Origin of the sequence: Agrobacterium sp. 10MFCol1.1, assembly GCF_000381165.1 — a bacterium.
In the GTDB taxonomy this organism is placed as follows: domain Bacteria; phylum Pseudomonadota; class Alphaproteobacteria; order Rhizobiales; family Rhizobiaceae; genus Agrobacterium; species Agrobacterium tumefaciens.
Map to the genome: position 1 here is coordinate 1 of NZ_KB906080.1, position 23553 is coordinate 23553.

At 58.1% G+C, this 23553-nt stretch carries 17 protein-coding genes; 7 read left to right on the forward strand and 10 right to left on the reverse strand.

What is annotated here, in order from left to right; translation table 11 throughout:
• Positions 1 to 203: hypothetical protein (locus tag F617_RS28780; RefSeq protein WP_210162167.1), on the forward strand; the 203-nt coding region annotated here is incomplete at its 5' end.
• A gap of 424 nt (positions 204 to 627) precedes the next feature.
• Positions 628 to 2574, forward strand: coding sequence for a M23 family metallopeptidase (locus tag F617_RS0120070; RefSeq protein ID WP_004432116.1), 1947 nt, complete (start codon positions 628 to 630; stop codon positions 2572 to 2574).
• Between the two features lie 68 nt (positions 2575 to 2642).
• Here F617_RS0120070 and clpB read toward each other — a convergent pair whose 3' ends face one another.
• From clpB to F617_RS0120105, 6 genes are all read right to left on the reverse strand, one after another.
• Positions 2643 to 5267 (reverse strand): ATP-dependent chaperone ClpB, encoded by a 2625-nt coding sequence (gene clpB / locus F617_RS0120075; RefSeq protein ID WP_019566494.1) that lies wholly within the window; start codon positions 5265 to 5267, stop codon positions 2643 to 2645.
• Positions 5268 to 5636: 369 nt separating this feature from the next.
• Positions 5637 to 6443, reverse strand: coding sequence for a DUF4167 domain-containing protein (locus F617_RS0120080; RefSeq protein WP_004432110.1), 807 nt, complete (start codon positions 6441 to 6443; stop codon positions 5637 to 5639).
• Positions 6444 to 6838: 395 nt separating this feature from the next.
• Positions 6839 to 7708: a peptide chain release factor N(5)-glutamine methyltransferase gene (prmC, locus tag F617_RS0120090; protein WP_019566496.1), complete on the reverse strand. Its 870-nt coding sequence runs from the start codon at positions 7706 to 7708 to the stop codon at positions 6839 to 6841.
• A complete protein-coding gene (gene prfA, locus F617_RS0120095; protein ID WP_019566497.1) occupies positions 7705 to 8787 on the reverse strand; it encodes a peptide chain release factor 1 in 1083 nt (360 codons plus the stop codon). Before prfA ends, prmC begins: the two co-directional genes overlap by 4 nt.
• 28 nt (positions 8788 to 8815) lie before the next feature.
• On the reverse strand, positions 8816 to 11083 hold the full coding sequence (ptsP, locus tag F617_RS0120100; RefSeq protein WP_004432101.1) for a phosphoenolpyruvate--protein phosphotransferase: 2268 nt from the start codon (positions 11081 to 11083) through the stop codon (positions 8816 to 8818).
• Positions 11084 to 11259: 176 nt separating this feature from the next.
• A complete protein-coding gene (locus tag F617_RS0120105; protein ID WP_004432098.1) occupies positions 11260 to 12537 on the reverse strand; it encodes an aspartate kinase in 1278 nt (425 codons plus the stop codon).
• 390 nt (positions 12538 to 12927) lie between these two features.
• On the opposite strand from F617_RS0120105, the gene F617_RS0120110 reads away from it, so the two are divergent.
• Positions 12928 to 14775, forward strand: a complete 1848-nt coding sequence (locus F617_RS0120110) for a DEAD/DEAH box helicase (RefSeq protein WP_004432087.1) — start codon at positions 12928 to 12930, stop codon at positions 14773 to 14775.
• 121 nt (positions 14776 to 14896) lie between these two features.
• Here the strand turns inward: F617_RS0120110 and F617_RS0120115 are convergent, their stop codons facing one another.
• Both F617_RS0120115 and nspC read right to left on the reverse strand, forming a co-directional pair.
• Positions 14897 to 16135: a saccharopine dehydrogenase family protein gene (locus F617_RS0120115; protein WP_013762136.1), complete on the reverse strand. Its 1239-nt coding sequence runs from the start codon at positions 16133 to 16135 to the stop codon at positions 14897 to 14899.
• Between the two features lie 59 nt (positions 16136 to 16194).
• The gene (nspC, locus tag F617_RS0120120) at positions 16195 to 17292 is read right to left on the reverse strand and encodes a carboxynorspermidine decarboxylase (RefSeq protein ID WP_013762135.1); all 1098 of its coding nucleotides are present in this window, start codon (positions 17290 to 17292) and stop codon (positions 16195 to 16197) included.
• Positions 17293 to 17591: 299 nt separating this feature from the next.
• On the opposite strand from nspC, the gene F617_RS0120130 reads away from it, so the two are divergent.
• The 3 genes from F617_RS0120130 to galE all read left to right on the forward strand — a co-directional run bounded on the left by F617_RS0120130 (position 17592) and on the right by galE (position 19564).
• Entirely contained in the window at positions 17592 to 17936 is a 345-nt protein-coding gene (locus F617_RS0120130) for a YqjD family protein (protein ID WP_004432077.1), read from the forward strand.
• A gap of 9 nt (positions 17937 to 17945) precedes the next feature.
• A complete protein-coding gene (locus F617_RS0120135; RefSeq protein ID WP_004432075.1) occupies positions 17946 to 18383 on the forward strand; it encodes a hypothetical protein in 438 nt (145 codons plus the stop codon).
• Positions 18384 to 18580: 197 nt separating this feature from the next.
• On the forward strand, positions 18581 to 19564 hold the full coding sequence (gene galE / locus F617_RS0120140) for a UDP-glucose 4-epimerase GalE (RefSeq protein WP_004432073.1): 984 nt from the start codon (positions 18581 to 18583) through the stop codon (positions 19562 to 19564).
• A gap of 100 nt (positions 19565 to 19664) precedes the next feature.
• Here the strand turns inward: galE and F617_RS0120145 are convergent, their stop codons facing one another.
• Positions 19665 to 20240, reverse strand: coding sequence for a PRC-barrel domain-containing protein (locus F617_RS0120145; protein ID WP_019566499.1), 576 nt, complete (start codon positions 20238 to 20240; stop codon positions 19665 to 19667).
• Between the two features lie 238 nt (positions 20241 to 20478).
• On the opposite strand from F617_RS0120145, the gene F617_RS0120150 reads away from it, so the two are divergent.
• The gene (locus F617_RS0120150) at positions 20479 to 22203 is read left to right on the forward strand and encodes a sensor histidine kinase (RefSeq protein WP_019566500.1); all 1725 of its coding nucleotides are present in this window, start codon (positions 20479 to 20481) and stop codon (positions 22201 to 22203) included.
• A gap of 300 nt (positions 22204 to 22503) precedes the next feature.
• Here the strand turns inward: F617_RS0120150 and F617_RS0120155 are convergent, their stop codons facing one another.
• The gene (locus F617_RS0120155; RefSeq protein WP_019566501.1) at positions 22504 to 23493 is read right to left on the reverse strand and encodes a sensor histidine kinase; all 990 of its coding nucleotides are present in this window, start codon (positions 23491 to 23493) and stop codon (positions 22504 to 22506) included.
• Positions 23494 to 23553 lie beyond the last annotated feature (60 nt).

Genomic DNA, 23553 nt, shown 5'->3' on the forward strand with positions numbered 1-23553 from the left:
GTGTTGTCTCATTAAAACGTGACCGTCAAAGTCTATTCAATCAGAGCCTGAATTCCTTCAGACCCCGCAAGCTTCGCCGCCCACGTTTCTCTTTCTTCTCATATTCAATTGTCAAAAAACAGACCGCTCATGGCAGTCACAAAATCAAACCCCAAAAGCTAAAAGCCCCTGGAAAACAACAAGCAGTCAGCTCATCAACCTGATTTCTTTAGAACGAAAGACTTCGTCGCCAGCAGCGCCGCCGCCCTCGTTCAGTGAGCGGACTTATAAGAGATCACCCTCAAACAAGTCAACACACCAAAATACAAATTCTAAAAAAAACATTCAGATCATTGATTTTAAAGGAGATTTTTGATTTTTCGAGATTGTACCTCCCATTGACCTCCACCAACAGACCGATTTTCAACAAGGGAATGCCGTCTTAACCCATATGAATGGTGCTGCGCCTTGTTTTGGCCCGACTCCTCGCTAATTGCTTTGCCAACAAAACGTTAATGCGGGCACGCGCGCGAGCCTGTTGCCGGCATATCTATTGAGGGTGCCGATCAATTTGACTCACGGCTTTGAAAGTTGCACACCTTCGCCTGAAGTTTCTGGAGAGCGCATGACCGACGGGGCACAGCTAGTATGACTGCGGATCGCAACGTGATCCGGTCGCTAGGCACGGAACCGCCAATTCTGGCGGAAGGGCGCCGTGCACCCGATCGCCGTGAGATTTCGCTCAGATGGCTTTCCGGCACGTTCCTTACCGGCATTACCTCTTCCATATTGATGGGTGTTGCGCTGTTTGCAGCTCTCGATGGCCGCCAGCAGCTTGCCATTCCGGCCGAGGCCTTCGCCAAGGCGGATATGGGCAACAATACCGCGGAAGCGGCACGCCGCGGCACACGCCTCATTGCGCCCAATATTGCGGCCCGGCCCTCGGACCGGTCGATCATGGAAGTCTCCACCGTTATCAACGAGGGCGACAAGGAAGTGGTCCGCAAGGTTCCCTTCTCCCACGTCAAAATTCCGCTGGCGTCCAACTACGCCAAACAGGACGATTATCCCGCCTTCGATCCCCTGAACATTTTCGCAAGCGGTGACGACAAGGACGCCCCGGCGCCGGCGCCGAGCCGCACGGGCACAATCTACGGCTCCGAGGTCGAATCCGAAGTCAGCCTGAAAACGGTCGCCTTTCCGATCCAGCACTCCAAGTATCCCTTCGCCGGCTCCCTGAGCTTCGACGAGGTGGAGGAGGCAGTGCGCTCGAACGGCTCGATCCTGACAGATGGTAATGAGCAGCTTGCAGCGCTCTATTACATCGACCCCCGTCGTTTCGATAATGATGAGGGTGATGTCGATATCACCGCCGGTCTTGCCGCACGTGTCGTCGAACAGAATATGTCGGTTTCGACCCCTCAATCGCCCTCGGTTCCGGTCAAGGAATATGCCGACGACGTTATCCCTGCCCGCCAGACCGAAACCATCGAAGCCGCTCTATTCGGCGCGGGTTATTCGAAGGCGCAATCCTCCGAAATCGCTGGCCTGTTGTCACCGCAACTCCAGTCGAACAATGTCGAAAGCGGCGATGTGCTCCGCGTCGGCATTATTCAGGAAGACGACAAAAGCGACATCGTACGCGTAAGCCTTTATCGCAAGGGTCGCCACATGGTCACCATGGCCGTGGACGATCGCAAGAATTTCATCAAGGCCAGCGAACCGCCGAAGCTCGACGCGGTGGCGACGGCCTTTGACAGCACCCCGGCACCGGCCGCCGGCCGCGATCTGCCCAGCGTCTACGATGGCGTTTACCGGGCGGCTCTGGCCTATGGCATGAATCAGGGCATGGTCTCCCAGCTCATCAAGCTTTTGGCCAGCAGCGTCGATTTTCAGGCGCAGTTGAAACCGGCAGATACGCTGGAGGCCTTCTTCTCCGTGGAAGATGCGGATGGCAAGGCGACGGACAAGTCCGAACTGCTCTACGTCAACGCCAAGTTCGGCGATAACGAGACGCGGTTTTACCGGTTCCAGAACCCGGACGATAACAGCATCGACTATTTCGACGAGAACGGTAAGAGCATCCGGCAGTTCCTGTTGCGCAATCCGGTTCCGAACGGCCGTATGACATCAGGTTTCGGCATGCGCCGCCACCCCGTTTTGAAATTCAGCCGCATGCATACCGGCACCGACTGGGCGGCAGCCCGCGGCACGCCGATCATCGCGACAGGCAACGGCACTGTCGAAAAGGCCGGCTGGGCCTCCGGTTACGGCAACCAGACCCTGATCCGCCACGCCAATGGCTACGTCTCCTCCTATAACCACCAGAGCGCCATCGCCAAGGGTGTCACCGAGGGTTCAAAGGTCCGGCAGGGCCAGGTAATCGGTTATGTCGGTTCGACCGGCCTTTCGACCGGCGCGCATCTGCATTACGAGCTGATCGTTAACGGCACGAAAGTGGACGCGATGAAAGTGCGTCTGCCGGGCGGCAAATCGCTTTCCGGCGTCGCGCTCGCGCGGTTCTCCGACGAGAGAAAGCGGATCGACAATCTACTCAACATCGAAGAAAAACCCAATCAGGTGGCGAGCCGTTAGTCCGCCGGGCCTCGTGACCAGAGGGACCGCTATACGAAAAAGGGCTCCGTTACCGGAGCCCTTTCGTTTTATGCCGCATCAGCGGTTTCAGTCTCGGCCTCACCCTTTGGGGGCTTGACCTTGAAAAGCAGCCGGTCGGTGCCAGAGGTCACCTTGACCCGCGATCCGTCCGGGATCTCGCCGCCGAGAATCATTTCGGCGAGCCTGTCCTGAACGGTCTTCTGGATCACACGCTTCAGCGGACGTGCGCCATAGGCCGGATCGTAACCCTTATTGGCAAGCCAGTTGCGGGCATCCTCATCCAGTTCGAGCGTGATCTTGCGATCACCCAGAAGCGAGACGAGGCGCTTGAGCTGGATCTCCACGATCGCACCCATCTCGTCGCGCCGCAGGCGATGGAAGAGGATGATATCGTCGATACGGTTGAGGAATTCCGGCCGGAAATGCGACCGGACACGCTCCATCACCAAGTCACGAACCGAATCCACATCGTCATTGTCGCCCATCTGCGTCATGAATTCCGAACCGAGGTTCGAGGTCATGATGATGATGGTGTTCTTGAAATCGACGGTGCGGCCCTGACCATCGGTCAGGCGGCCATCATCCAGCACCTGCAACAGGACGTTGAACACGTCCGGATGCGCTTTCTCGATCTCGTCAAACAGCACGACCTGATAGGGCCGGCGGCGAACCGCTTCCGTCAACGCACCGCCCTCTTCGTAACCGACATAGCCGGGAGGCGCACCGATAAGCCGGGCAACGGAGTGTTTCTCCATGAATTCCGACATGTCGAGGCGAACCATCGCGGTCTCGTCGTCGAACAGGAACCGGGCGAGCGACTTGGTCAGCTCGGTCTTGCCCACGCCCGTCGGGCCGAGGAAGATGAACGAGCCGATCGGCCGGTTCGGATCCTGAAGACCCGCGCGCGAACGGCGAACCGCCTTGGAAACAGCCTGCACGGCCTCGCCCTGCCCAACCACGGACTTGGCAAGATCGTCTTCCATGCGCAGCAGCTTCTCGCGCTGGCCTTCCAGCATCTTGTCGACAGGAATGCCGGTCCAGCGGGAAACGATGTGGGCGATATTGTCCGCCGTCACCACTTCCTGAACCATCGAGTCAGCACCGCTGCTGTCACGCGCTTCCGCTGCAGCCAGTTCCTTTTCGAGGCCCGGAATGATGCCATAGGTCAATTCACCGGCGCGCTGGAACTGGCCGTTACGCTGGGCACTTGCCAGTTCGTTGCGGGCATCGTCCAGCCGCTTCTTGAGGTCTGCGGCATGGCCCAGCTTCTGCTTTTCCGCCTGCCAGCGGGCCGTCAGGGCATCGGCCTTTTCTTCGGTGTCGGCCAGTTCGTCCTCGAGCTTCTTCAGGCGGTCGACGGATGACTGATCCGTCTCCTGCTTCAAGGCTTCGCGTTCGATCTTGAGCTGAATGATCCGGCGATCCAGTTCGTCCAGTTCTTCCGGCTTGGAATCCACCTGCATGCGAAGGCGCGAAGCGGCTTCGTCCATCAGGTCGATTGCCTTGTCGGGCAGGAACCGGTCGGTAATGTAGCGGTTGGAAAGCGTTGCAGCTGCAACCAGGGCCGAATCCGAAATTCGGACCTTGTGGTGCTGTTCGTATTTTTCCTTCAGGCCGCGCAGGATCGAGATCGTGTCCTCAACGGTCGGCTCATCTACGAGCACCGGCTGGAAACGACGGGCAAGGGCCGGATCCTTTTCCACGTGCTTGCGATATTCATCCAGCGTGGTGGCGCCAACGCAGTGCAGTTCACCTCGGGCAAGGGCGGGCTTCAGCAGATTGGACGCATCCATGGCGCCATCGGCCTTGCCGGCACCGACCAGCGTGTGCATCTCGTCGATGAACAGGATAATGCCGCCATTTTCCGCCTGCACTTCGTTCAGGACCGCCTTCAGACGCTCCTCGAACTCGCCGCGATACTTCGCGCCAGCGATCAGCGCACCCATATCCAGCGCCATAAGCTTCTTGTCTTTGAGGCTTTCGGGCACATCGCCATTGACGATGCGCAGCGCAAGACCTTCGGCGATCGCCGTTTTACCGACGCCGGGTTCACCGATCAGCACGGGATTGTTCTTGGTGCGGCGTGAAAGCACCTGAATGGTCCGGCGGATTTCGTCGTCACGGCCAATCACCGGGTCGAGCCTGCCTTCGCGGGCTTCCTCCGTCAGGTCGCGCGCGAACTTCTTCAGCGCGTCGAAGCCCTGTTCGGCATTGGCGCTGTCAGCCGTGCGGCCCTTGCGGATTTCATTGATGACCTGATTGAGCGCCTGCGCCGTCACGCCGCCCTTTTTCAGGGACGCCGAGGTGGAAGCAGAGTTTTCGATCGCCAGCGCCTGCAAAAGACGCTCGACGGTGACGAAACTGTCACCAGCCTTCTTCGCGAGTTCTTCCGCAGTCGAGAATACTTTCGCAAGTGGAGCCGTAAGGGAAAGGCCGCCATTGCCGCCGGAAACCTTGGGCAATTTCGCCAGTGCCGCATCGTTGGCCAAGCGCACTTCCTTGGCGTCGCCGCCAGCCCGCTCGATCAGCGATGCTGCCATGCCCTGCTCGTCATCAAGCAGAACTTTCAGCACATGTTCGGCAGAAAACTGCTGGTGATTTTCCGCAAGCGCAAACGTCTGCGCCGATTGCAGAAAGCCGCGAACGCGCTCGGAGTATTTTTCAATATTCATAGTCGAACCTCCATATACCGGCCCGCCCGATTTCGGCACGGATCCGGGTGTTTGGGTTGAGGCTCCCTCAAAGGCAAGCCCCGCTACGGCAGTCGCGTTTTACAGATTTCACGATTGCCGCCTCTTGATGGACGGTTACCGCTGCATGCGGCATCCGTCCTTACCGCACGAATATGGGAGGCATTTTCATCGGTTTAAAGAGGAGGAAAACGACTGCCGGGGAAATTTTAGCCGGACTTGATAAGCGTCACGACTGTTTGCCGCGATTGCCCCCTTCGAAAAGCGCCCAAGCTTTTACACCCGACCCCAAAAACAAAAACTCCGGCAAGCCGGAGTTTTTTCAATCGCGTGGTATTTTGAAAACCCTGCTTATTCAGCAGCGTTTTCGAGCGTGGCAGGTGTTGCCTCATCACCGGCTGGCGTATCTCCGCCTTCGGCACCCTCAGCACCTTCCGCGGTTGCGGCGCGGCGCGGGCGACGCGGGCGTGGGCCAGTGGCGCGGCGGGCCTTTGGTGCGCGTTCAGTCGCTGGCGCTTCCGTCTGCTGCTGCTGTTCCTCGACGGCCACTTCCATAGGCGTGCCTTCGATGACGGGCTGAGGCGCCTGGCTGGCGTCGTATACCGGCTGCTGCCGTTCGTCCGAAGCCTGCGGCTGGCGCGGCTGGCGCTCCTGCCGTTCACGGCGGTCCGGGCGCTCACGGCGTTCCTGACGCGGCTCGGAACGCTCGGTGCGCTCCTGCCGTTCCTGGCGCTCCGGCTGCTGAACCCGTTCCGGCTGTTCGAACTGCTGCTGCGGTGCACCATCGTCACCGTCGTTCATATCCATATCGTCGGCATCCGAAGCATTGTATTCGCCACGGTCGTCGCGCTGGAAACGCTCCTGCATCTGGGCCTGAGCGGTGGCGATGATACGATTGTAGTGTTCAGCGTGCTGCAGATAGTTTTCAGCGATCACACGGTCGCCAGCACTCTGCGCGTCCCGCGCAAGGGTGGCGTATTTTTCCGCTATGTGCTGGGCTGTGCCACGAATTTTAACATCGGGACCGGAGCTGTCATAAGTCCTGGTAAGCGGGTTACCGCCCTTGCGGTTGAAGTTGTTGTTGTTACCGCCACCATTGTTATTGTTGTTGTTGCTTCCACGCCCCCGGCCGCGCTTGTTTTGCTGTCCTGGCCTCATCAATTGCTCACCTGAATTCTGTTTTGCTGACAATCTGGTTATTTTCATGCAATTCCGGGCGGAAAACCGCTGGAAACTTTTCCTGAAATTGCTCCATTACGCGCCCTGCTGGAGATAACCCCAGACAAGACCCCGCGTATGACGACCGGTCGCGCAAAATGCTGCAACGAGCCACCTGCGAACAAAGTTTACTGATTCACATGCCGGAAACGCCCAGCCTTCAGGGCTCTCAAAAGAACCCGCTTCGGGACTGACCCATACCCTGACGAATCTAAATTCGTCCTCAGCCACCCGGCATGTGGCGGCAAACTATCCCGCTTCATGCGGAAATCCAAGCCTTTTCTTTTGCTGTGCAAAATATCCTTGCAAATAATCCGCAGACGTATCGCGAACAACTATCTCCGGAAGGTCAAAACTCTGTCGTTGTCGCCATAATCCTTCACGGCGTCGAGAAGAGAGAAGCCGTGGGAAGCAAATATAGCGGAAACATCAAGCCTTTGATCGAAACCGATCTCCACACCGACAATCCCGTTTTCCACAAGAAAGCGGCCTGCGTCGGCAGCGATGAGGCGGTACGGTGCAAGGCCGTCCTGACCTCCGTCCAGCGCCGCCATCGGATCGTGATAGCGAACCTCTCGGTCTAGCGTTGTGACGATGTCACTTCTTATATAAGGCGGATTCGACACAATTATGTCAAACCTGCCAGAGATTTTTTTGAACCAGTCGCTACGCATGGTTTCAAAACGCGAGGCGAGACCATTTCGGGCAGCGTTTTTCGCTGCGGTTTCCAGCGCATCGGCGGAGATATCGCTGCCGACGCCAGTTGCTTCCGGACATTCCTTGAGAAGCGCCAGACAGATCGCACCCGTGCCCGTACCCAGATCCAGAATGCGCGCACTGCCCTTGTCGGCAACAATTTTTTTCAACGCAGGCAACAGCGTATCGACGAGAACTTCCGTATCCGGGCGGGGTTCGAGCGTCTCCGTCGATAAAAGAAGATCGAGCCCGTGAAATTCGCGGTGGCCGAGAATACGATGGACTGGCTCTCCGCCTGCGCGCCTTTCGACCATGGCGGCGATACGGGCGCTTTCTTCCCGAGTGACGGGATGGTCCGGTTTCATCACGAAATCGGTCAGTGAAAAACCGGTTACGTCGGCGACCAGCAGGCGCGCATCAAGCAGCGGATCGGCGATGCCCGCCGCCTGCAGCCGTTTGCGGGCTGCGGCAAGCTCGGTCGAAACGGTCCCGTCAGCGCCGCCACTCAAAGCTGTTGTTCGCCAAGCTGGGCAAGCTGACCGGCCTGATAATCAGCAATCAGCGCGTCGACAAGCTCGTCGATCTCGCCTTCGATCATCCGGTCGAGCTTGTAGAGGGTCAGGTTGATGCGGTGATCAGTGACCCGCCCCTGCGGAAAATTGTAAGTGCGGATGCGCTCGGAACGGTCGCCGGAACCGACCTGGCTCTTGCGGTCGGCTGAACGCTCGCTTTCCACCTTCTGTCGCTCGATGTCGTAAAGACGCGAACGCAGAACCTGCATGGCCTTGGCGCGGTTCTGGTGCTGCGACTTTTCAGAACTGGTAACGATCAAACCCGTCGGAAGATGGGTGATGCGAACGGCGGAGTCAGTGGTATTGACGTGCTGGCCGCCTGCGCCCGAAGCGCGCATCGTGTCGATACGGATATCTTCCGGGCGAATTTCGACATCGATATCCTCCGCCTCCGGCAGCACGGCAACAGTGGCTGCCGAGGTGTGGATGCGGCCGCTCGCTTCTGTTTCCGGCACGCGCTGCACCCGGTGCACGCCGGATTCGAATTTCAGCTTGGAAAACACCCCTCGCCCGCTGATCGTGGCGATGATTTCCTTGTAACCGCCCGCCTCGCCTTCGCTTGCGGAAAGAACTTCAACTTTCCAGCCCTTGGCTGAAGCGAAGCGCTCATACATGCGAAACAGATCGCCGGCGAAAAGTGCCGCTTCGGATCCGCCCGTGCCTGCGCGGATTTCGAGGATGGCGCTTTTTTCGTCCGCCGCATCCTTGGGAAGCAGCAGGACCTGCATTTCCTTCTCAAGCTCGGCGATTCGGGCCTCGACCTCCGGCAGCTCCATTTCCGCCAGATCGCGCATGTCCTTGTCGGTCGTCTTGTCGGCAAGCAGCGCCTGGAGATCGGCGGCCTCGGAGACCGCCTTTTCGTATTCGCGGACTTTTTTCACCACCGGCTCAAGTTCGGAATATTCCGAAGCCAGCTTCACATAGACATCCGCTGCCGGACCAGCCGACATCCGCGCTTCGATCTCTCCGAAACGCCTTTCCAACTCGCGCATTTTTTCGACGGGAAGCTTCGCCACCAGTCACTCCGATTATGAAACAGGTCTTTTAAATGGGAATGGAATGCGTCGCGGCAAAGCGTAACAACACCTCGCGCGCGCTTTCCAGCGAATTATGATCGTCGAGCGCAGCGTTCAGCTCATCGGCAAGGCTCGCGGCATCAAGCCCGAGAAGCATGGCCTTGACGGGACCAATCGCCGTCGGCGACATGGAAACCGAACGGAAACCAAGGCCGATCAAAGCCATGGCCGAAAGTGGCTTGCTTGCCATTTCGCCGCAAAGCGTGACCGAGGTGTGGTGCTTTTCGCCAGCGCGCACGATATCGCGCAGAATGCGCAGGAACGGCTTGCCAAGATTGTCGAAACGATCCGAAACCCTTGCATTGCCGCGATCGACCGCCATCGAAAACTGGAACAGGTCGTTCGAACCGACGGAGACGAAATCCACTTCCTGCATCAGCTCATCGAGCTGCCACATCAGCGAAGGCACTTCCAGCATCGCACCAAATTGCAGCTTTTTCGGAAGCGCATGACTGAATTTCGAAAGATGCTGCACTTCCTTCTGAAGCAGATCGCGCGCGGCGCGGATTTCGGAAACCTCCGTCACCATCGGCAACATCATGCGTAGTTCAGCACCTGAGGCAGCACGCAGAAGCGCGCGCATCTGCGTGCGCATCAGACCCGGGCGGTCGAGCGACAGGCGGATCGCCCGCCAGCCCAGCGCCGGGTTTTCCTCTTCCTGGCCGCGCATATAGGAAACGACCTTGTCGCCGCCAATATCCAGCGTGCGGAAGGTAACGCTCTTGCCCTTGGCCTGCCGCAAGACGGACCTGTAGAACGCTTCCTGCTCCTCGCCCTTGGGCATGTTGGAGGCGATCATGAACTGCAGCTCGGTGCGGAACAGGCCGATGCCATCGGCGCCGGATTCCTCGAGCTGCGGCAGATCTACGAGAAGACCCGCATTCATCTTGAGGTTGACCTTCTGGCCATCCTTGGTGATCGGCTCGACATTGCGAAGCGCGCGGAACTGCTCCTGGCGCTTGGCACGCAGGCGCACCTTTTCCTCATAGGCGCGCTGCAAATCCGACATCGGGCGCAAATGCACCTGGCCGTCATCGCCGTCGATGATGATGGGATCGTTATTTTCAGCGAGGGCGACGATGCCCGTCGCCTGCCCGATGATCGGAATGCCCATGGCGCGCGCCACGATGACGACGTGGCTCGTCACCGCACCGTCTTCGAGCACCAGGCCGCGCAATTTCTCACGCGGGTAATCCAGCAATTCGGCGGCACCCATGGCGCGCGCCAGAACGATGGCGTCCAGTGGAAAATCATGCTCGGGGCTTCGACCGCCGAAACCGATCAGCTGGCGCAGCAGCCGGTTGGCGAGATCGTCGAAATCATGCATGCGCTCGCGAAGATAGGGATCAGTCAGGCGCATCATGCGCGCCTTTGTGTCGCTCTGCACTTTCTCGACCGCAGCTTCCGCCGTCAGGCCGTTGCGGATAGCTTCTTCCATGCGCCGCACCCAGCCCTGATCGTGGGCGAACATGCGGTAGGTCTCAAGAACCTCGCGATGCTCGCCTTCGGTCGGGACGTCGCGGCGCTGCAACATGTCGTCGATCGACAGGCGCAGCGAACCGATCGCGTCGGCAAGACGCAGGATTTCGGTATCGGCATCCTCATTCAGCAGATTGGTGACAACGATTCGGGGGTCATGCAGCACGACATGACCAAGACCGATGCCTTCGCCATAAGCATCGCCATCAATGGAAACGGCACGCGTCAGGTCCAGCTCCACACCGGGGCGGGTGATCTTTTTCAATTCACCGCTCGCCACTATTTCAGCGATGAGCATCGCGGTTGTCTCGAGCGCTTCAACTTCATCCTCCCGGTATGTTCGGCTGACCTTGTTCTGGACCACAAGAACGCCAAGAGTGCGACCGGAGCGCAAAATCGGCACGCCGAGGAAGGAATGATAAATTTCCTCACCGGTTTCAGGAAGATAGCGGAAAGCCGGATGCGCCTGCGCATCGGAAAGATTGAGAGGTTGGGCGGAAGCGGCAATGGTACCGACAAGACCCTGCCCCATTTTCAGCTGGGCAAGATGCACGGCATCCTTGTTGAGACCTTCGGTAGCGTAAAGCTCCAGCACGCTGTCGGAACGCAGCACGTAGACCGAGCAAACCTCCGCCACCATGTTGCTGGCTATCTGACGGACGATCTGGTCCAGACGGTCCTGCGGCTCAAGGTGCTCCGCCATCATTTCGCGCAGCCGCTTTAGCAGGACGCGCGGACCTGCAGAAAGGTCTCTCATCGCGTTTGCTCCCCGACGCTTCCGATCCGAATGTCATAATATTCGAGAATCAAAACGTCATTTAAAAAATTTATAGCGCGAGAAGCGCGTCCCGCAAGGGACACGCTTTCATGAAACGCCACATCGGAAGAACGCAACCCCGAAGAATCGGAGCATCGGGAACCGATGTCTCGAGCTTAGTTCTTATCGAGACCGTAAGCAGAATGCAAAGTGCGAACGGCCAGTTCGGCATAGGCACCGTCGATCAGGATCGAAATCTTGATCTCGGAGGTGGTGATGGCCTTGATGTTGATGTTCTTCTCGGCAAGCGCCTTGAAGGCGCTGGCAGCAACGCCAGCATGGCTGCGCATGCCGATACCGATGACCGAAACCTTGGCAAGGCCGGTCTCGTTCTGCGCAACGTCGAAGCCGATCTGGGCCTTGTTCTCGTCCAGAACGCGCAGAGCCTTGGCAACGTCGCCAGAAGGAACGGTGAAGGTCATGTCGGTGCGCGACCCATCTTCGGAGATGTTCTGCACGATCATGTCGACATTGATATGCGCTTCGGCCAGTGGCCCGAAGATCGCGGCGGAGACGCCCGGACGGTCGGCCACGCGGCGCAGCGAGATCTGTGCTTCATCCTTGGCATAGGCGATGCCGGTTACGACTTCCTGTTCCACGATTTCTTCCTCGTCACAAATCAAAGTACCGGGCGGGTTGATGAGGTCGCCCATGCCCGGCGCATCGGGATCCTCGAAACTGGAGCGAACGAAGGTGCGCACCTTGTGTACCATGGCAAGCTCGACGGAGCGAACCTGCAGAACCTTCGCACCGAGAGACGCCATTTCGAGCATTTCCTCGAAAGCGATCTTCTTCATGCGGCGAGCCTTGGGCTCGATGCGCGGATCGGTGGTATAGACGCCATCGACATCGGTATAGATATCGCAACGGTCCGCCTTGACGGCGGCGGCGATGGCAACGGCTGATGTGTCCGAACCGCCGCGACCGAGCGTCGCAATGCGGTTATCCGGGCCGATGCCCTGGAAACCGGCAACAACGGCAACCTGGCCCTCACCCATGCGGTGGACGATATCCGAACCGTCAATCTCGAGAATGCGGGCGGCGCCATGTGCATTGTCTGTGCGGATCGGAATCTGCCAGCCCTGCCATGAGCGCGCATTGATGCCCATGGATTGCAGCGTGATCGCCAGAAGACCCGATGTCACCTGCTCGCCTGATGCAACGACCGCGTCATATTCGCGTGCATCGTAAAAGGAGGCGGCGTTGGCGCCGGCCACCTTCGCAGCATTCTGCACCCAGTCCACCAACTCGTTGGTTTTACCGGACATGGCGGAAACGACCACGGCCACTTCATGGCCGGCATCCACTTCGCGTTTCACATGCCGTGCGACATTGTGAATGCGTTCGAGGTTCGCGACGGACGTGCCGCCGAATTTCATGACAATGCGAGCCATAGCCTTGACCAGTACCATCCCTTTTTTCCGCCAGCCGTTTTTCAGGTGCGGACAAGAACAAACCCAGTCGGCTCTTTTTTTGATAAAGAGCCTCAAGTTGCGGGTCTCTTAGCGAAAAGGCGGGGGGCACGCAATGCCGTTTATGAACCATGCGGTACGCCTTTTTTTATAGCCCCGACGAAAGAAGATGTCGGGATAGAATAGGCGACCGCATGCGGCGCTGTGAAAGAGCGTACCGCAGTGCACTGTACAAACGGGCCTATTCGCAGTATGGAGCGCGGCAATGCAACCGGCCAGATGGCCGTAATGGCCTGCATCGGCTGCCCCGGAGACTTTAGGACCTATTGGTTTCGGGCGGATGCAGGCAGCTTCATATCCGAAAGACGGTAGATGACAGACACCCAGGGTATCGCCCCGGCGATCGCGCAGGCGTTGGAAAAACGCGGCTACAAAGATTTGACCCCCGTGCAGAAGGCCATGCTTTCGCCGGAACTTGCCGACAAGGACGCGCTGGTTTCCGCGCAGACCGGCTCCGGCAAGACAGTTGCCTTCGGCATTGCGCTCGCGACCACGCTACTGTCGGAAAACACCCGTTTCGGCCAGGCTTCCGCGCCGCTGGCACTCGCCATTGCGCCTACCCGCGAACTGGCCATGCAGGTCAAGCGCGAGCTGGAATGGCTTTATGAATTCGCCGGCGTATCGATTGCGTCCTGTGTTGGCGGCATGGATATCCGCAGCGAACGACGCGCACTGGAGCGAGGCGCGCATATTATCGTCGGCACCCCCGGCCGCCTCTGCGACCACATCAAGCGCGGCGCGCTCGATCTGTCGTCGCTACGCGCCGTGGTACTGGACGAGGCCGACGAGATGCTCGATCTCGGCTTCCGCGAAGATCTGGAATTCATTCTGGAAGAATCGCCGGATAACCGCCGCACGCTGATGTTCTCGGCCACCGTTCCGCGCAGCATCGCCAAGCTTGCCGAAAGCTACCAGAAGAACGCCGTTCGCATCGCCACCGCCTCAGAACAGAAGCAGCATGTGGACATCGAATACCGCGCCTTGCTGGTGACCGGCTCCGACCGCGAAAACGCCATCATCAATGCGCTGCGCTTTTACGAAGCCCGCAACGCCATCGTTTTCTGCTCCACCCGTGCGGCCGTGAACCATCTGACGGCCCGTCTGAACAATCGCGGCTTTTCCGTCGTGGCTCTGTCAGGCGAACTGACCCAGAACGAACGCACGCATGCGCTTCAGGCAATGCGTGACGGTCGCGCCCGGGTTTGCGTGGCGACTGACGTTGCTGCACGCGGCATCGACCTGCCTGGCCTTGAACTGGTGATCCACGCCGACCTGCCGACCAATTCGGAAACGCTTCTCCACCGTTCCGGCCGTACCGGCCGCGCCGGGCAAAAGGGCGTCAGCGCCATCGTGGTGCCTGTCAACCAGCGCCGCAAGGCCGAACGCCTTCTGGAAGGTGCCAAGGTCAGCGCAGCATGGGTTCGCCCGCCTTCGGTCGAAGAGATCGTTGAACGCGACGGCGCCCGTCTCCTGGCCGACCCGGCTCTCACCGAGGCCGTGGCCGATGACGAGCGTGATTTCGTCAAGCAGCTGCTCGAGCAGCATGGCGCGGAAAAAGTAGCAGCCGCCTTCGTGCGCCTTTACCACGCCGGACGTTCCGCCCCGGAAGACATCACCGAAGTCGCGCTGGACAATACCCGCAAACCGCGCCGCGACAGCTTCGAAACCCCTGAAAACGACGCGCCGCGCCGCGAACGTTCCGACTTTTCCGACAGCGCTTGGTTTTCGCTTTCGGTGGGCCGCAAGCAGAGCGCAGAGCCGCGCTGGCTCATCCCCATGCTCTGCCGCTTCGGCAAGATCACCCGTCAGGATATCGGCGCCATCCGCATGCAGCAGACGGAGACCTTTGTGGAACTCGCGGCCGATGCCGTCGATCGTTTCACCTCCGCCATCGGCAAGGACATGATGCTCGAAAAGGGCATTCGTCTGAAGGCGCTGGAAGGCAAGCCGGAAATGACCGGCAGTGTTCGTGAGGACACCCGCCCGGCCACGGCCCAGCGGAAGTTCAACAAACCCAATAATGCTGGCGGCGCAGCCGACGACCGCAAGGGCGACGACAAGCCCTGGAAAAAGAAAAAGACTTTCGGCGACAAGCCCAAATTCGAAGGCAAGAAGGACCGGCCTTTCGAAAAGCGCGGACCGAAGCCGGCAAAGGGCTGATGCGCGGGTCATTACCGTGCGGTAAATCCTCGGCTTAAGGCCGAGGATGATGCCAAGTAACCGGCAAACTTCATCACAAAAAAAGCCCCGCTTTTGCGGGGCTTTTTATTGTCTTGATGGATCAGAACGTCAGGGCGCGGTCGCCGTTTTCGTCCTTGATACGGCTTGGAAGGCCGATCTTGTTCAGAAGGTTCAGGAAAGGCTGCGGTGGCAGTTCTTCCACATTGGCCATCTGCTTCACATCCCACTCGCCGGTGGCAATCAGCATGGCGGCAGCGACCGGAGGAACGCCGGCGGTGTAGGAAATGCCCTGCGATCCAACTTCCTCGTAGGCTTCCTTGTGGTCGGCCACGTTGTAGATGAAGACTTCGCGTTCCTTGCCATCCTTGATGCCCTTGACGACATCGCCGATGCAGGTCTTGCCGACATAGTCGGGTGCAAGCGAAGACGGATCCGGCAATACGGCCTTGACCACCTTCAACGGCACGACTTCCAGACCTTCGGCAGTCTTGACCGGCTTTTCGGAGAGAAGACCGAGGTTCTTCAGCACGGTGAAAACGTTGATGTAGTGATCGCCGAAGCCCATCCAGAAGCGCACATCGGCGCCATCCATGTTTTTGGATAGCGAATGCACTTCGTCATGGCCGGTCATATAGGCCTTCTGCTTGCCGACAACCGGCAGATCGAATTCCTGGCCGACCTCGAACATCTGGTTCGTCTGCCACTGGCCATTCTGCCAGGAATAGACGACACCGGTGAATTCGCGGAAGTTGATTTCCGGATCGAAGTTGGTGGAGAACCAGCGGCCATGGCTGCCGGCATTGATATCGACGATATCGACCGAGGTGACCTTGTCGAAATATTCATCCTTGGCAAGGCGGGCATAGGCATTGACCACGCCGGGATCGAAACCGACGCCGAGCAGTGCCGTTACGCCCTTTTCCTTGCATTCGGCAGCGCGCTTCCACTCGTAGTTTCCGTACCACGGCGGCGCCTCGCAAATCTTGGTGGGATCCTCGTGGATCGCCGTATCCATATAAGCAACACCCGTGTCCATGCAGGCACGAAGAACGGACATGTTGACGAAAGCCGAACCGACGTTGATGACGATCTCTACGCCGGTTTTCGTAATCAAGGCTTTCGTCGCCTCGATATCCATCGCGTCAAGCGCATGGGCCTCAAGTTTCACATCTGTCTTGAGGCTCTTCTTTTCGCGTACGGACTCGACAATCTTGCGGCACTTTTCCAAAGTCCGTGACGCAATATGAATGTCTCCCAATACATCGCTGTTCTGGGCGCATTTATGCGCCACGACCTGTGCTACGCCACCGGCGCCGATGATCAGAACGTTCTTCTTCATTTCAGGTGATGCCTCCTTTTCCCCGCAGGGATCAGCTTCGTTTCATGTTAAAACAGGGTTTAAGACAGGCTTTGCTCGAAATCGGCAAAGTCGAATTCGCGAACGGCACGCACGCTGCCGTCGAGTTCCTTGATGGCAATCGCCGGCATCTTCACGCCATTGAACCAGTTCTTCTTGACCATGGTGTAGCCGGCCGCATCCTCAAAGGAGATACGATCACCGACCTTCAGCTCCTTGTCGAACCGGAAGTCGCCGAAAATATCGCCCGCAAGGCAGGATTTGCCGCAGACCATGTAGGGATGTTCGCCCTCGTTCGGCAAAACCTTGGCGGTTTCGCGATAGATCAGGAGGTCAAGCATATGCGCTTCGATGGAGCTGTCGACGATGGCGAGGTTCTTGCCATTGAACAGCGTGTCGAGAACCGTCACTTCAAGCGTCGTGCTCTTGGTGATCGACGCTTCGCCGGGCTCAAGATAGACCTGAACGCCGTATTTTTCCGAAAAGGCCGCCAGGCGATCGCAGAACTGGTCGAGCGGATAGTTGTCGCCAGTAAAATGGATGCCGCCGCCGAGGCTGACCCATTCCGCACGCGACAGGAGCGATCCGAATTTCTCTTCGATCTGCGTCAACATGCGGTCGAACAACGAAAAATCGCCGTTTTCGCAATTGTTGTGGATCATGAAGCCGGAAATCCGGTCCATGACCTTGTCGACCTTGGCGACATCCCATTCGCCGAGACGGCTGAATGGACGTGCGGGATCGGCAAGATCGAAGCTCGAGGAGCTGACCTGCGGATTGAGGCGCAGACCCCGGGTGATACCGGAGGCCTTTTCTGCAAAGCGCTCAAGCTGGCTGATGGAATTGAAGATGATCTTGTCCGCGTTCGAAATCACCTCGTCGATTTCGTAGTCGGCATAAGCGACGGAATAGGCGTGGGTTTCGCCACTGAATTTCTCGCGGCCCAGACGCACTTCATAAAGCGACGACGAGGTGGTGCCGTCCATATATTGCGACATGAAATCGAAAACGGACCATGTTGCAAAGCACTTCAGCGCCAGAAGCGCCTTGGCGCCGGATTTTTCCCGCACATAGGCAATCTTCTCCATGTTGCGAAGAAGTTTTGTCTTGTCGATGAGGTAATAGGGCGTCTGAAGCATAGCGTTTCACATATTGATTGAAGTCAAGGTCCGTCTGGATGATGGGCCTTATATGATGCTTGTTACAGGAAAACAAATGTCCGGCACCGAATTCCCGGAAAATTGCCCCCGCCGCAAAATCCGCGGGAGAAAACTCGCCAAGCCGCGGAACCAAGCGGGCATCGGCGCGTTTGAATGGCGGACAATCGGGTTTACGGCTGCCGCAACGAAAGTTCGTAAGCGTCGGCATTGATCCGCGGCGGCAGTCTTTTTGACCTGACGCCATTTCCATCAACGATGTTCCAGGAAGGACTTCACCCATGGCAAGCGTGCGTAGCAGCGTCAACGACAAGATCCAGCAATCCCTCGAAAACGGCGATGCAGCCGATGTGGCAGCACAGCTTGCCCAACTTCGCGAAGATCTGGCAAATCTTGCCAAGAGCGTTAAGGCGCTGGGCGTTGGAGCCTCGCATGAACTGAAGGCGCAGGCCGCCCGCGTGGCCGACGACGCACTGACCGCTTCCGGCGAGATGGCCGACAGCGTTCGCAACGAAATTTCCTCGCTGAACGACAATCTGACGGATCAGGTCCAGAAGAACCCGCTGCAGTCCCTCGGCATCGCCGTTGGTGTCGGTTTCGTGCTCGCCCTCCTCACACGTCGATAAGGCCGCATCATGCTTGAGGCATTGCTGGTCTATCTGGGAGACACCCAGCGTGAAGGACGCGTCGTGACACGGCGCCTGCGCGCCACGATAATCCTTTGGGTGCTGACCGGGATATTCTTCCTGATCGCCTTCGTAGCGGCTGTCGTGGCGGGGTCCATCTATCTGGCCCGGCATGTCGGCGCAGGGCCGGCCGCGCTTGTCGTAGCCGGTACGGCGTTTCTGCTTGGTGTCATCATGTTGGTGGCGCTTGCGATCGTCAAACGTCCGCGAGCCTATGCCGCAAGACGACCCGTCGCATCCTTGACGGCGGCTCCCTTGACCGCAGCACCTCTGGCGCTGCAATCGCTGCTGACGCTGGCGATCCAGGCGCGCCCCTACGCGACGCTCGCCGTTGCAATGGCTGCCGGCTTTCTGGCAACCAGAGCCAACACCAGGAAAAAGAAATAGGCACGCCTTCGGGCGCGTTTAAGGCTCTTCGTCAAACTCTCATTTGCTGCTGCGCATCCAGACCATGGATGCGCAGTTTTTTTTATGTTACCCGCGATGGATAGACTGGTTGATGGTGCTCAGTGCCACGCCGCCCTTATTTGAACAAAGTGAAATACAGTCTCCCGCACGTCCCGTTTTTTTCTGAAAGGCGATTGATGAAGAAGAAAGTCCTTGTCGTCGGCGGTGCCGGCTATATCGGTTCGCATACCTGCCTTCTCCTGTCTGAGCGGGGATATGAACCGGTCGTTTTCGACAATCTGTCCAATGGACATGAGGAATTCGTCCGCTGGGGACCCTTCGAGCAGGGCGACATTCGCGACCGCGCGCGGCTGGACGAGGTTTTCGCCAAGCACCAGCCGGAGGCCGTACTCCACTTTGCGGCGCTGATTGAAGTCGGCGAATCGGTAAAGCAACCCGTGGCCTTCTACGACAACAACGTCATCGGTTCGCTCAACCTGCTGTCTGCCGCCATCGATGCCGGGGTCACGGCATTTGTTTTCTCCTCCACCTGCGCCACCTACGGTTTGCCGGAACAGGTGCCGATTGACGAGACGCACCGTCAGGCGCCGATCAACCCTTACGGCCGCACCAAATGGGTAGTCGAGCAGGCGCTGAAGGATTACAGCACCTATAAGGGGCTGCGCTCAGTGATGCTGCGCTATTTCAACGCCGCAGGTGCAGATTTCGAAGGCCGCATCGGCGAATGGCACAAGCCGGAAACCCACGCAATCCCGCTCGCCATCGAGGCGGCACTCGGTCGGCGTCAAGGCTTCAAGGTGTTCGGCACGGATTATGACACCCGCGACGGCACCTGCGTGCGTGACTACATCCATATTCTCGATCTTGCCGACGCCCATGTGCGGGCAGTGGACTATCTGCTGGCGGGTGGTGAAACGGTTGAACTCAACCTTGGCACCGGCACCGGCACGACAGTGAAGGAGTTGCTGGCGGCGATTTCGGACGTATCCGGCCGCCCCTTCCCGGTAGAATATACCGACCGCCGCGATGGCGATTCCACCACCCTTGTCGCCAATAACGACAAGGCAAAGGCGGTGTTGGGCTGGGAGCCGCGTTATTCCCTGTCTGATATCATCAAATCCGCCTGGGCTTGGCATTCCTCGCGCAACGCCGGGGACTGAGCGAACGCAATTTAAAACAAAAAGACACCGGCCAATGGCCGGTGTCTCTCGCGGGACGCCTGTTGAGGTCGATCCCGCTCCTGCCTCCCAGGTAAGGGGATCAGGGCTTGGTGGCGGACGTGGTGGTGCTGTCCGGAGCTGCAGGCGTTGCCGCGCTCTTTTCGCTGGCCTGCTGTTCCAGCGTCTTGAATTCCGGAGCAGCCTTCAACGTTTCCGCCGTTTCGGTCGTCGTCAGGCGAATGGTGCCGTCCTGCGTGTTGCGGGTCATCGTTACCTTGTCCATAGGCACGGCGACATCCTTGGCACCAATACCGTGGAAACCGCCGACACCAATCACGGCTGCGACGAGACCGCCGTCTTTTTCCATGATGAGGTTGGTGACGTTACCGATGCTCTCGTCGGCTGCGGTATAAACCGACTTGCCGATGTAATCGTTGGCGCTGATCTGGGTTTCACCCTGCTGGGTGATGTAAGCACCGCCTGTCGTCGCGGCCGCGCTATCATTGGCCAGAGGAGCAGCCGGCGCCATCGGGGTGGCGGGAGGCGTTGCCGGTTCGGTCTGAGCACTCGGATTTGCTGGTGCTGGCTGGGTTGTACCCTGGGCGATGGCAAGCGGCGCGAAAGCCGTCGTGCCCATCAGGGCGGCGGTGACGAGTATCGTAAGTTTCTTTGCCATTTTCGTACCTTCCTTTCATCGTTTTCGACTGGCCGAGCGGTGACGAATTTCGCTTTCCACTCCATGACCGGTTCGCTTGGCAAACGGGCTGACCATTGAAATGGTTCCGATTTTTTCAGTCGCATCGACGCGATTGCGACATTTTGCGACTCCCGAACGAAAAAATCAGGCATTGCTAAAGGAGGATGGCGCGGTATTATCCGTGACGTAACAATGCCGTAACTGCCGGAGTTTTTGCATGCCTCAACCCGGCAAAAAACTGAAAAACACGTTCTCGGCTTTACGTCGACGCAGTGCGAATTTTTTTCCGACGGCCTCCATCGGCACGTATCTGGTGGTGATGGCAACCGTCATCACCCTGCCGCTTATCCTTTTCGGCGGCTACTTGATGCTGCGCCTTGAAAGCGAAAAGCGCGACGACCTGCAACGGGAGACGATCGAGGATGTCAGGGTCGTCAGCCGCAACATCGATAGGCGCCTGCAGGAAATCGCCACCTCCCTCAATCTGCTGTCGCAATTCCCGGAACTCGAGAATGGCAATCTTGCCGCTTTTCAGGGACGTGTTGCCGAAAGCCTGAAACGGGAGGGCCTGTACGCCATTCTGGCTACCAAGGAAGGCGAACAGTATCTCAATACCCGGGTGTCATTTGGCCAGCCTCTCAGCAAGGTGCCGGCCGAGGCCAATCTGGCCAAGGCAATCGAATCCCGTCGGATCACCGTTTCGGACATGTTTTTCGGCGCGACGAGCAAGGAATGGGTGTTCAACGTTACCTTGCCGCTCGACCCCAATCTGGGGTCCGCCGGAGATGCCCTGATCCTGACGCAGAATACAAGTGACCTGAGCCGGCTCATTCCCACGGAAAACCTGCCGCGCAACTGGGCGGTCGCCATTATCGACGGTAACAATCGTGTTGTCGTTTCCAGTGCGCAGAATGGGGTGGAAGTGGGCAAGCCATTTGCCAGCCCTGCCATTCTTTCAGAAATGCAGGCCTTCAGCGGTAATTTCTTCGACGACAAGGGTAACCTCTATGCCTATGCCCAATTGCCGGGCTGGCAATGGCGAACCGTGATGTGGGGGCCACTTGCCGCAAGTCAGGCAGCATTGGTCGACACGTGGCGACAAATGATGATCGGCAGCACGATGCTGGTGCTCATCGCCATCGGCGGCGCCTATCTGGTCGGCCGGCAGTTGCGCAGTTCCATTCGCGATCTCACGCTCATGGCTGAACGCATCGGTGAAGGCGAGATCGTGGCGCCCGTCGATACCAAGATCAAGGAAGCCAACCAGGTCGCCGTCGCGCTCTCCAATGCTTCCTTCGACAGAAGCCAGTCGGAAGAACGGCTGCAACTTCTGCTGCACGAACTGGTTCACCGCTCCAAGAATATTCTGACGCTGGTTCAGGCAATGATCCGGCAATTGGGGCGGGAAAACAAAAGCATCCCGGAATTCCAGAAAGAGGTGGACCACCGTCTGCGCGGTCTCGGAATGTCGATCCGGGCATTGGCGGAGGTTCAATGGCAGGGCTTGCCGATCCGTAAGCTGATCGAGACCCACCTCGACGTTTTCGGCACCGTTTCGGAACGCTTCGAGCTGTCTGGGGACGATTTCATGCTTTCTCCGGAAGCGGCGCAAAATTTTGGGCTCGTAGTGCATGAGCTGACGACGAATTCCATCAAATACGGCGCCCTGTCGGTTGCGCTCGGAAAAATCACGGTGAGCTGGAAGCCGCTCGAAAAAGATGGACGTCAGATGATTTATATCGTCTGGACCGAAACGGGCGGGCCACCGGCGACGGAACCAAGCCGCAAGGGCTTTGGTACCACGGTCATCAAAAGGCATGCGGAAGGCGCATTCGGCGGACAGGTGGTGACGGAGTATCGCGAAACCGGGTTCGAATGGTCGCTTGAAGCGCCGATGCGCTATTTTATACCCAAGCGACCCGATCAGGCAGGCCCGCTTTGAAAAATGGCGTGCTTGATCCCCGTACCTGCAGACGAAAAGCAGCTAATTTCGCCCTCCGCAAAAAAAATACGTTTTAGTGGAACCGAATTAGGTCGGATGCATTTTTAATGCAGGCCAAGCAATTCCCCCGTCCCCGCCTGAAGCTTGGCTGACAATAAACAGGTTTCACCCCTGAAAACCTGTCATAATAAAAAAGCACGGCTCTTTCATGGGCCGTGCTTTTTTATTGCGTTCTCGCAAAAACGGCCGAAGTGCTGCCTATGAGGCAGGTCTCCAGCCGAGGGCCATTATTTCGAAATTTCAAATGTCGGTAACGTCCCCGGAAGGAAATTTCAGCCGGTAGACGATCCGCTCCGGCGTGAGGTGATATTCGGCACTCCCGCCCAATGCGGATGGAACGACCTTTTCCAGCACGACGCTGCCGAAACTGCCGCGCCTCGCCTGCGCCGGCTCTTTCGATGGCATGATCGGCTCTATCCACTCAACGATACAAAAATCGCCTTCCTGTCGGCATTGCAGCGAGATTGGCGGATGATAGGCGAGATTGCCGCTGTGGCTGACCGTATTGACGACCAGCTCATGGAAAGCCAGACCGATATAAAGCGCCCCATTCGGATTGAGCAGCAGGTTTTCACCTTCCATGTGAATGAGATTAGGATATTCCGGCACATAGAGATCGAATTGCTGGCGAAGAAGCTCGAATATGCGAGCACCTCTCCAGTCGGAATCCGTGATGAGATCCTGACTTTGGGCAAGAGCGTGTAACCGGCCCCGAAACTTGCGCAGAAAATCATCCTTGGTGAGGCTGAAACGGGCCGTCTGGCCCGCAAGGCTCTGGATGATCGCCAGGAGGTTCTTGGAACGGTGGCTGACCTCGCGCAGCAGCGAGCGTAAAAGCTGCTCGCGCCGCCGTTCCGCCGTCACCTCGCGAATGGTGGTTTTCATCACCGCCTGCTTCGCCTGGTTGAAGGTGGAATGGATCTGGAACTGGAAAACCCGGTCATTGCCGGCATTAACTTCCAGCAAGCCCCGACTGCCCACCACATTCATATCTTTTTTGAGTTCGGCAAGCCGCTCTGAAAGATCGGTGCCAAACACATTTTCATCCGTGGGATGGCTATCGGTCGGCAGACGCCACACATCCGGCAGATTGGCCACGAATATATACTCGCGGTTCCAGTCTTGTAACATGACTGTCTCGCCCGAATCGAGCAAAGCGAGGACGAGCGAATCGTGTAGCTCGCTCTCGTTCCTCTCCGCGTTATGCCATGCCAGCCGATGCAAATTCATCTCCCTGCAAAAAGCCGTGAGATCACCTCACGACCGTAACCGCGAACGTCCGGGTACCGT

What these genes read in the sequence shown, in the direction of transcription:
- F617_RS0120155 (WP_019566501.1), bottom strand. Translation starts at nt 23,493, where the DNA reads ATGAATTTGCATCGGCTGGCATGGCATAACGCGGAGAGGAACGAGAGC.
- F617_RS0120150 (WP_019566500.1), top strand. Translation starts at nt 20,479, where the DNA reads ATGCCTCAACCCGGCAAAAAACTGAAAAACACGTTCTCGGCTTTACGT.
- F617_RS0120115 (WP_013762136.1), bottom strand. Translation starts at nt 16,135, where the DNA reads ATGAAGAAGAACGTTCTGATCATCGGCGCCGGTGGCGTAGCACAGGTC.
- F617_RS0120145 (WP_019566499.1), bottom strand. Translation starts at nt 20,240, where the DNA reads ATGGCAAAGAAACTTACGATACTCGTCACCGCCGCCCTGATGGGCACG.
- ptsP (WP_004432101.1), bottom strand. Translation starts at nt 11,083, where the DNA reads ATGAGAGACCTTTCTGCAGGTCCGCGCGTCCTGCTAAAGCGGCTGCGC.
- galE (WP_004432073.1), top strand. Translation starts at nt 18,581, where the DNA reads ATGAAGAAGAAAGTCCTTGTCGTCGGCGGTGCCGGCTATATCGGTTCG.
- nspC (WP_013762135.1), bottom strand. Translation starts at nt 17,292, where the DNA reads ATGCTTCAGACGCCCTATTACCTCATCGACAAGACAAAACTTCTTCGC.
- clpB (WP_019566494.1), bottom strand. Translation starts at nt 5,267, where the DNA reads ATGAATATTGAAAAATACTCCGAGCGCGTTCGCGGCTTTCTGCAATCG.
- F617_RS0120080 (WP_004432110.1), bottom strand. Translation starts at nt 6,443, where the DNA reads ATGAGGCCAGGACAGCAAAACAAGCGCGGCCGGGGGCGTGGAAGCAAC.
- F617_RS0120130 (WP_004432077.1), top strand. Translation starts at nt 17,592, where the DNA reads ATGGCAAGCGTGCGTAGCAGCGTCAACGACAAGATCCAGCAATCCCTC.
- F617_RS0120110 (WP_004432087.1), top strand. Translation starts at nt 12,928, where the DNA reads ATGACAGACACCCAGGGTATCGCCCCGGCGATCGCGCAGGCGTTGGAA.
- F617_RS0120105 (WP_004432098.1), bottom strand. Translation starts at nt 12,537, where the DNA reads ATGGCTCGCATTGTCATGAAATTCGGCGGCACGTCCGTCGCGAACCTC.
- F617_RS0120070 (WP_004432116.1), top strand. Translation starts at nt 628, where the DNA reads ATGACTGCGGATCGCAACGTGATCCGGTCGCTAGGCACGGAACCGCCA.
- F617_RS0120135 (WP_004432075.1), top strand. Translation starts at nt 17,946, where the DNA reads ATGCTTGAGGCATTGCTGGTCTATCTGGGAGACACCCAGCGTGAAGGA.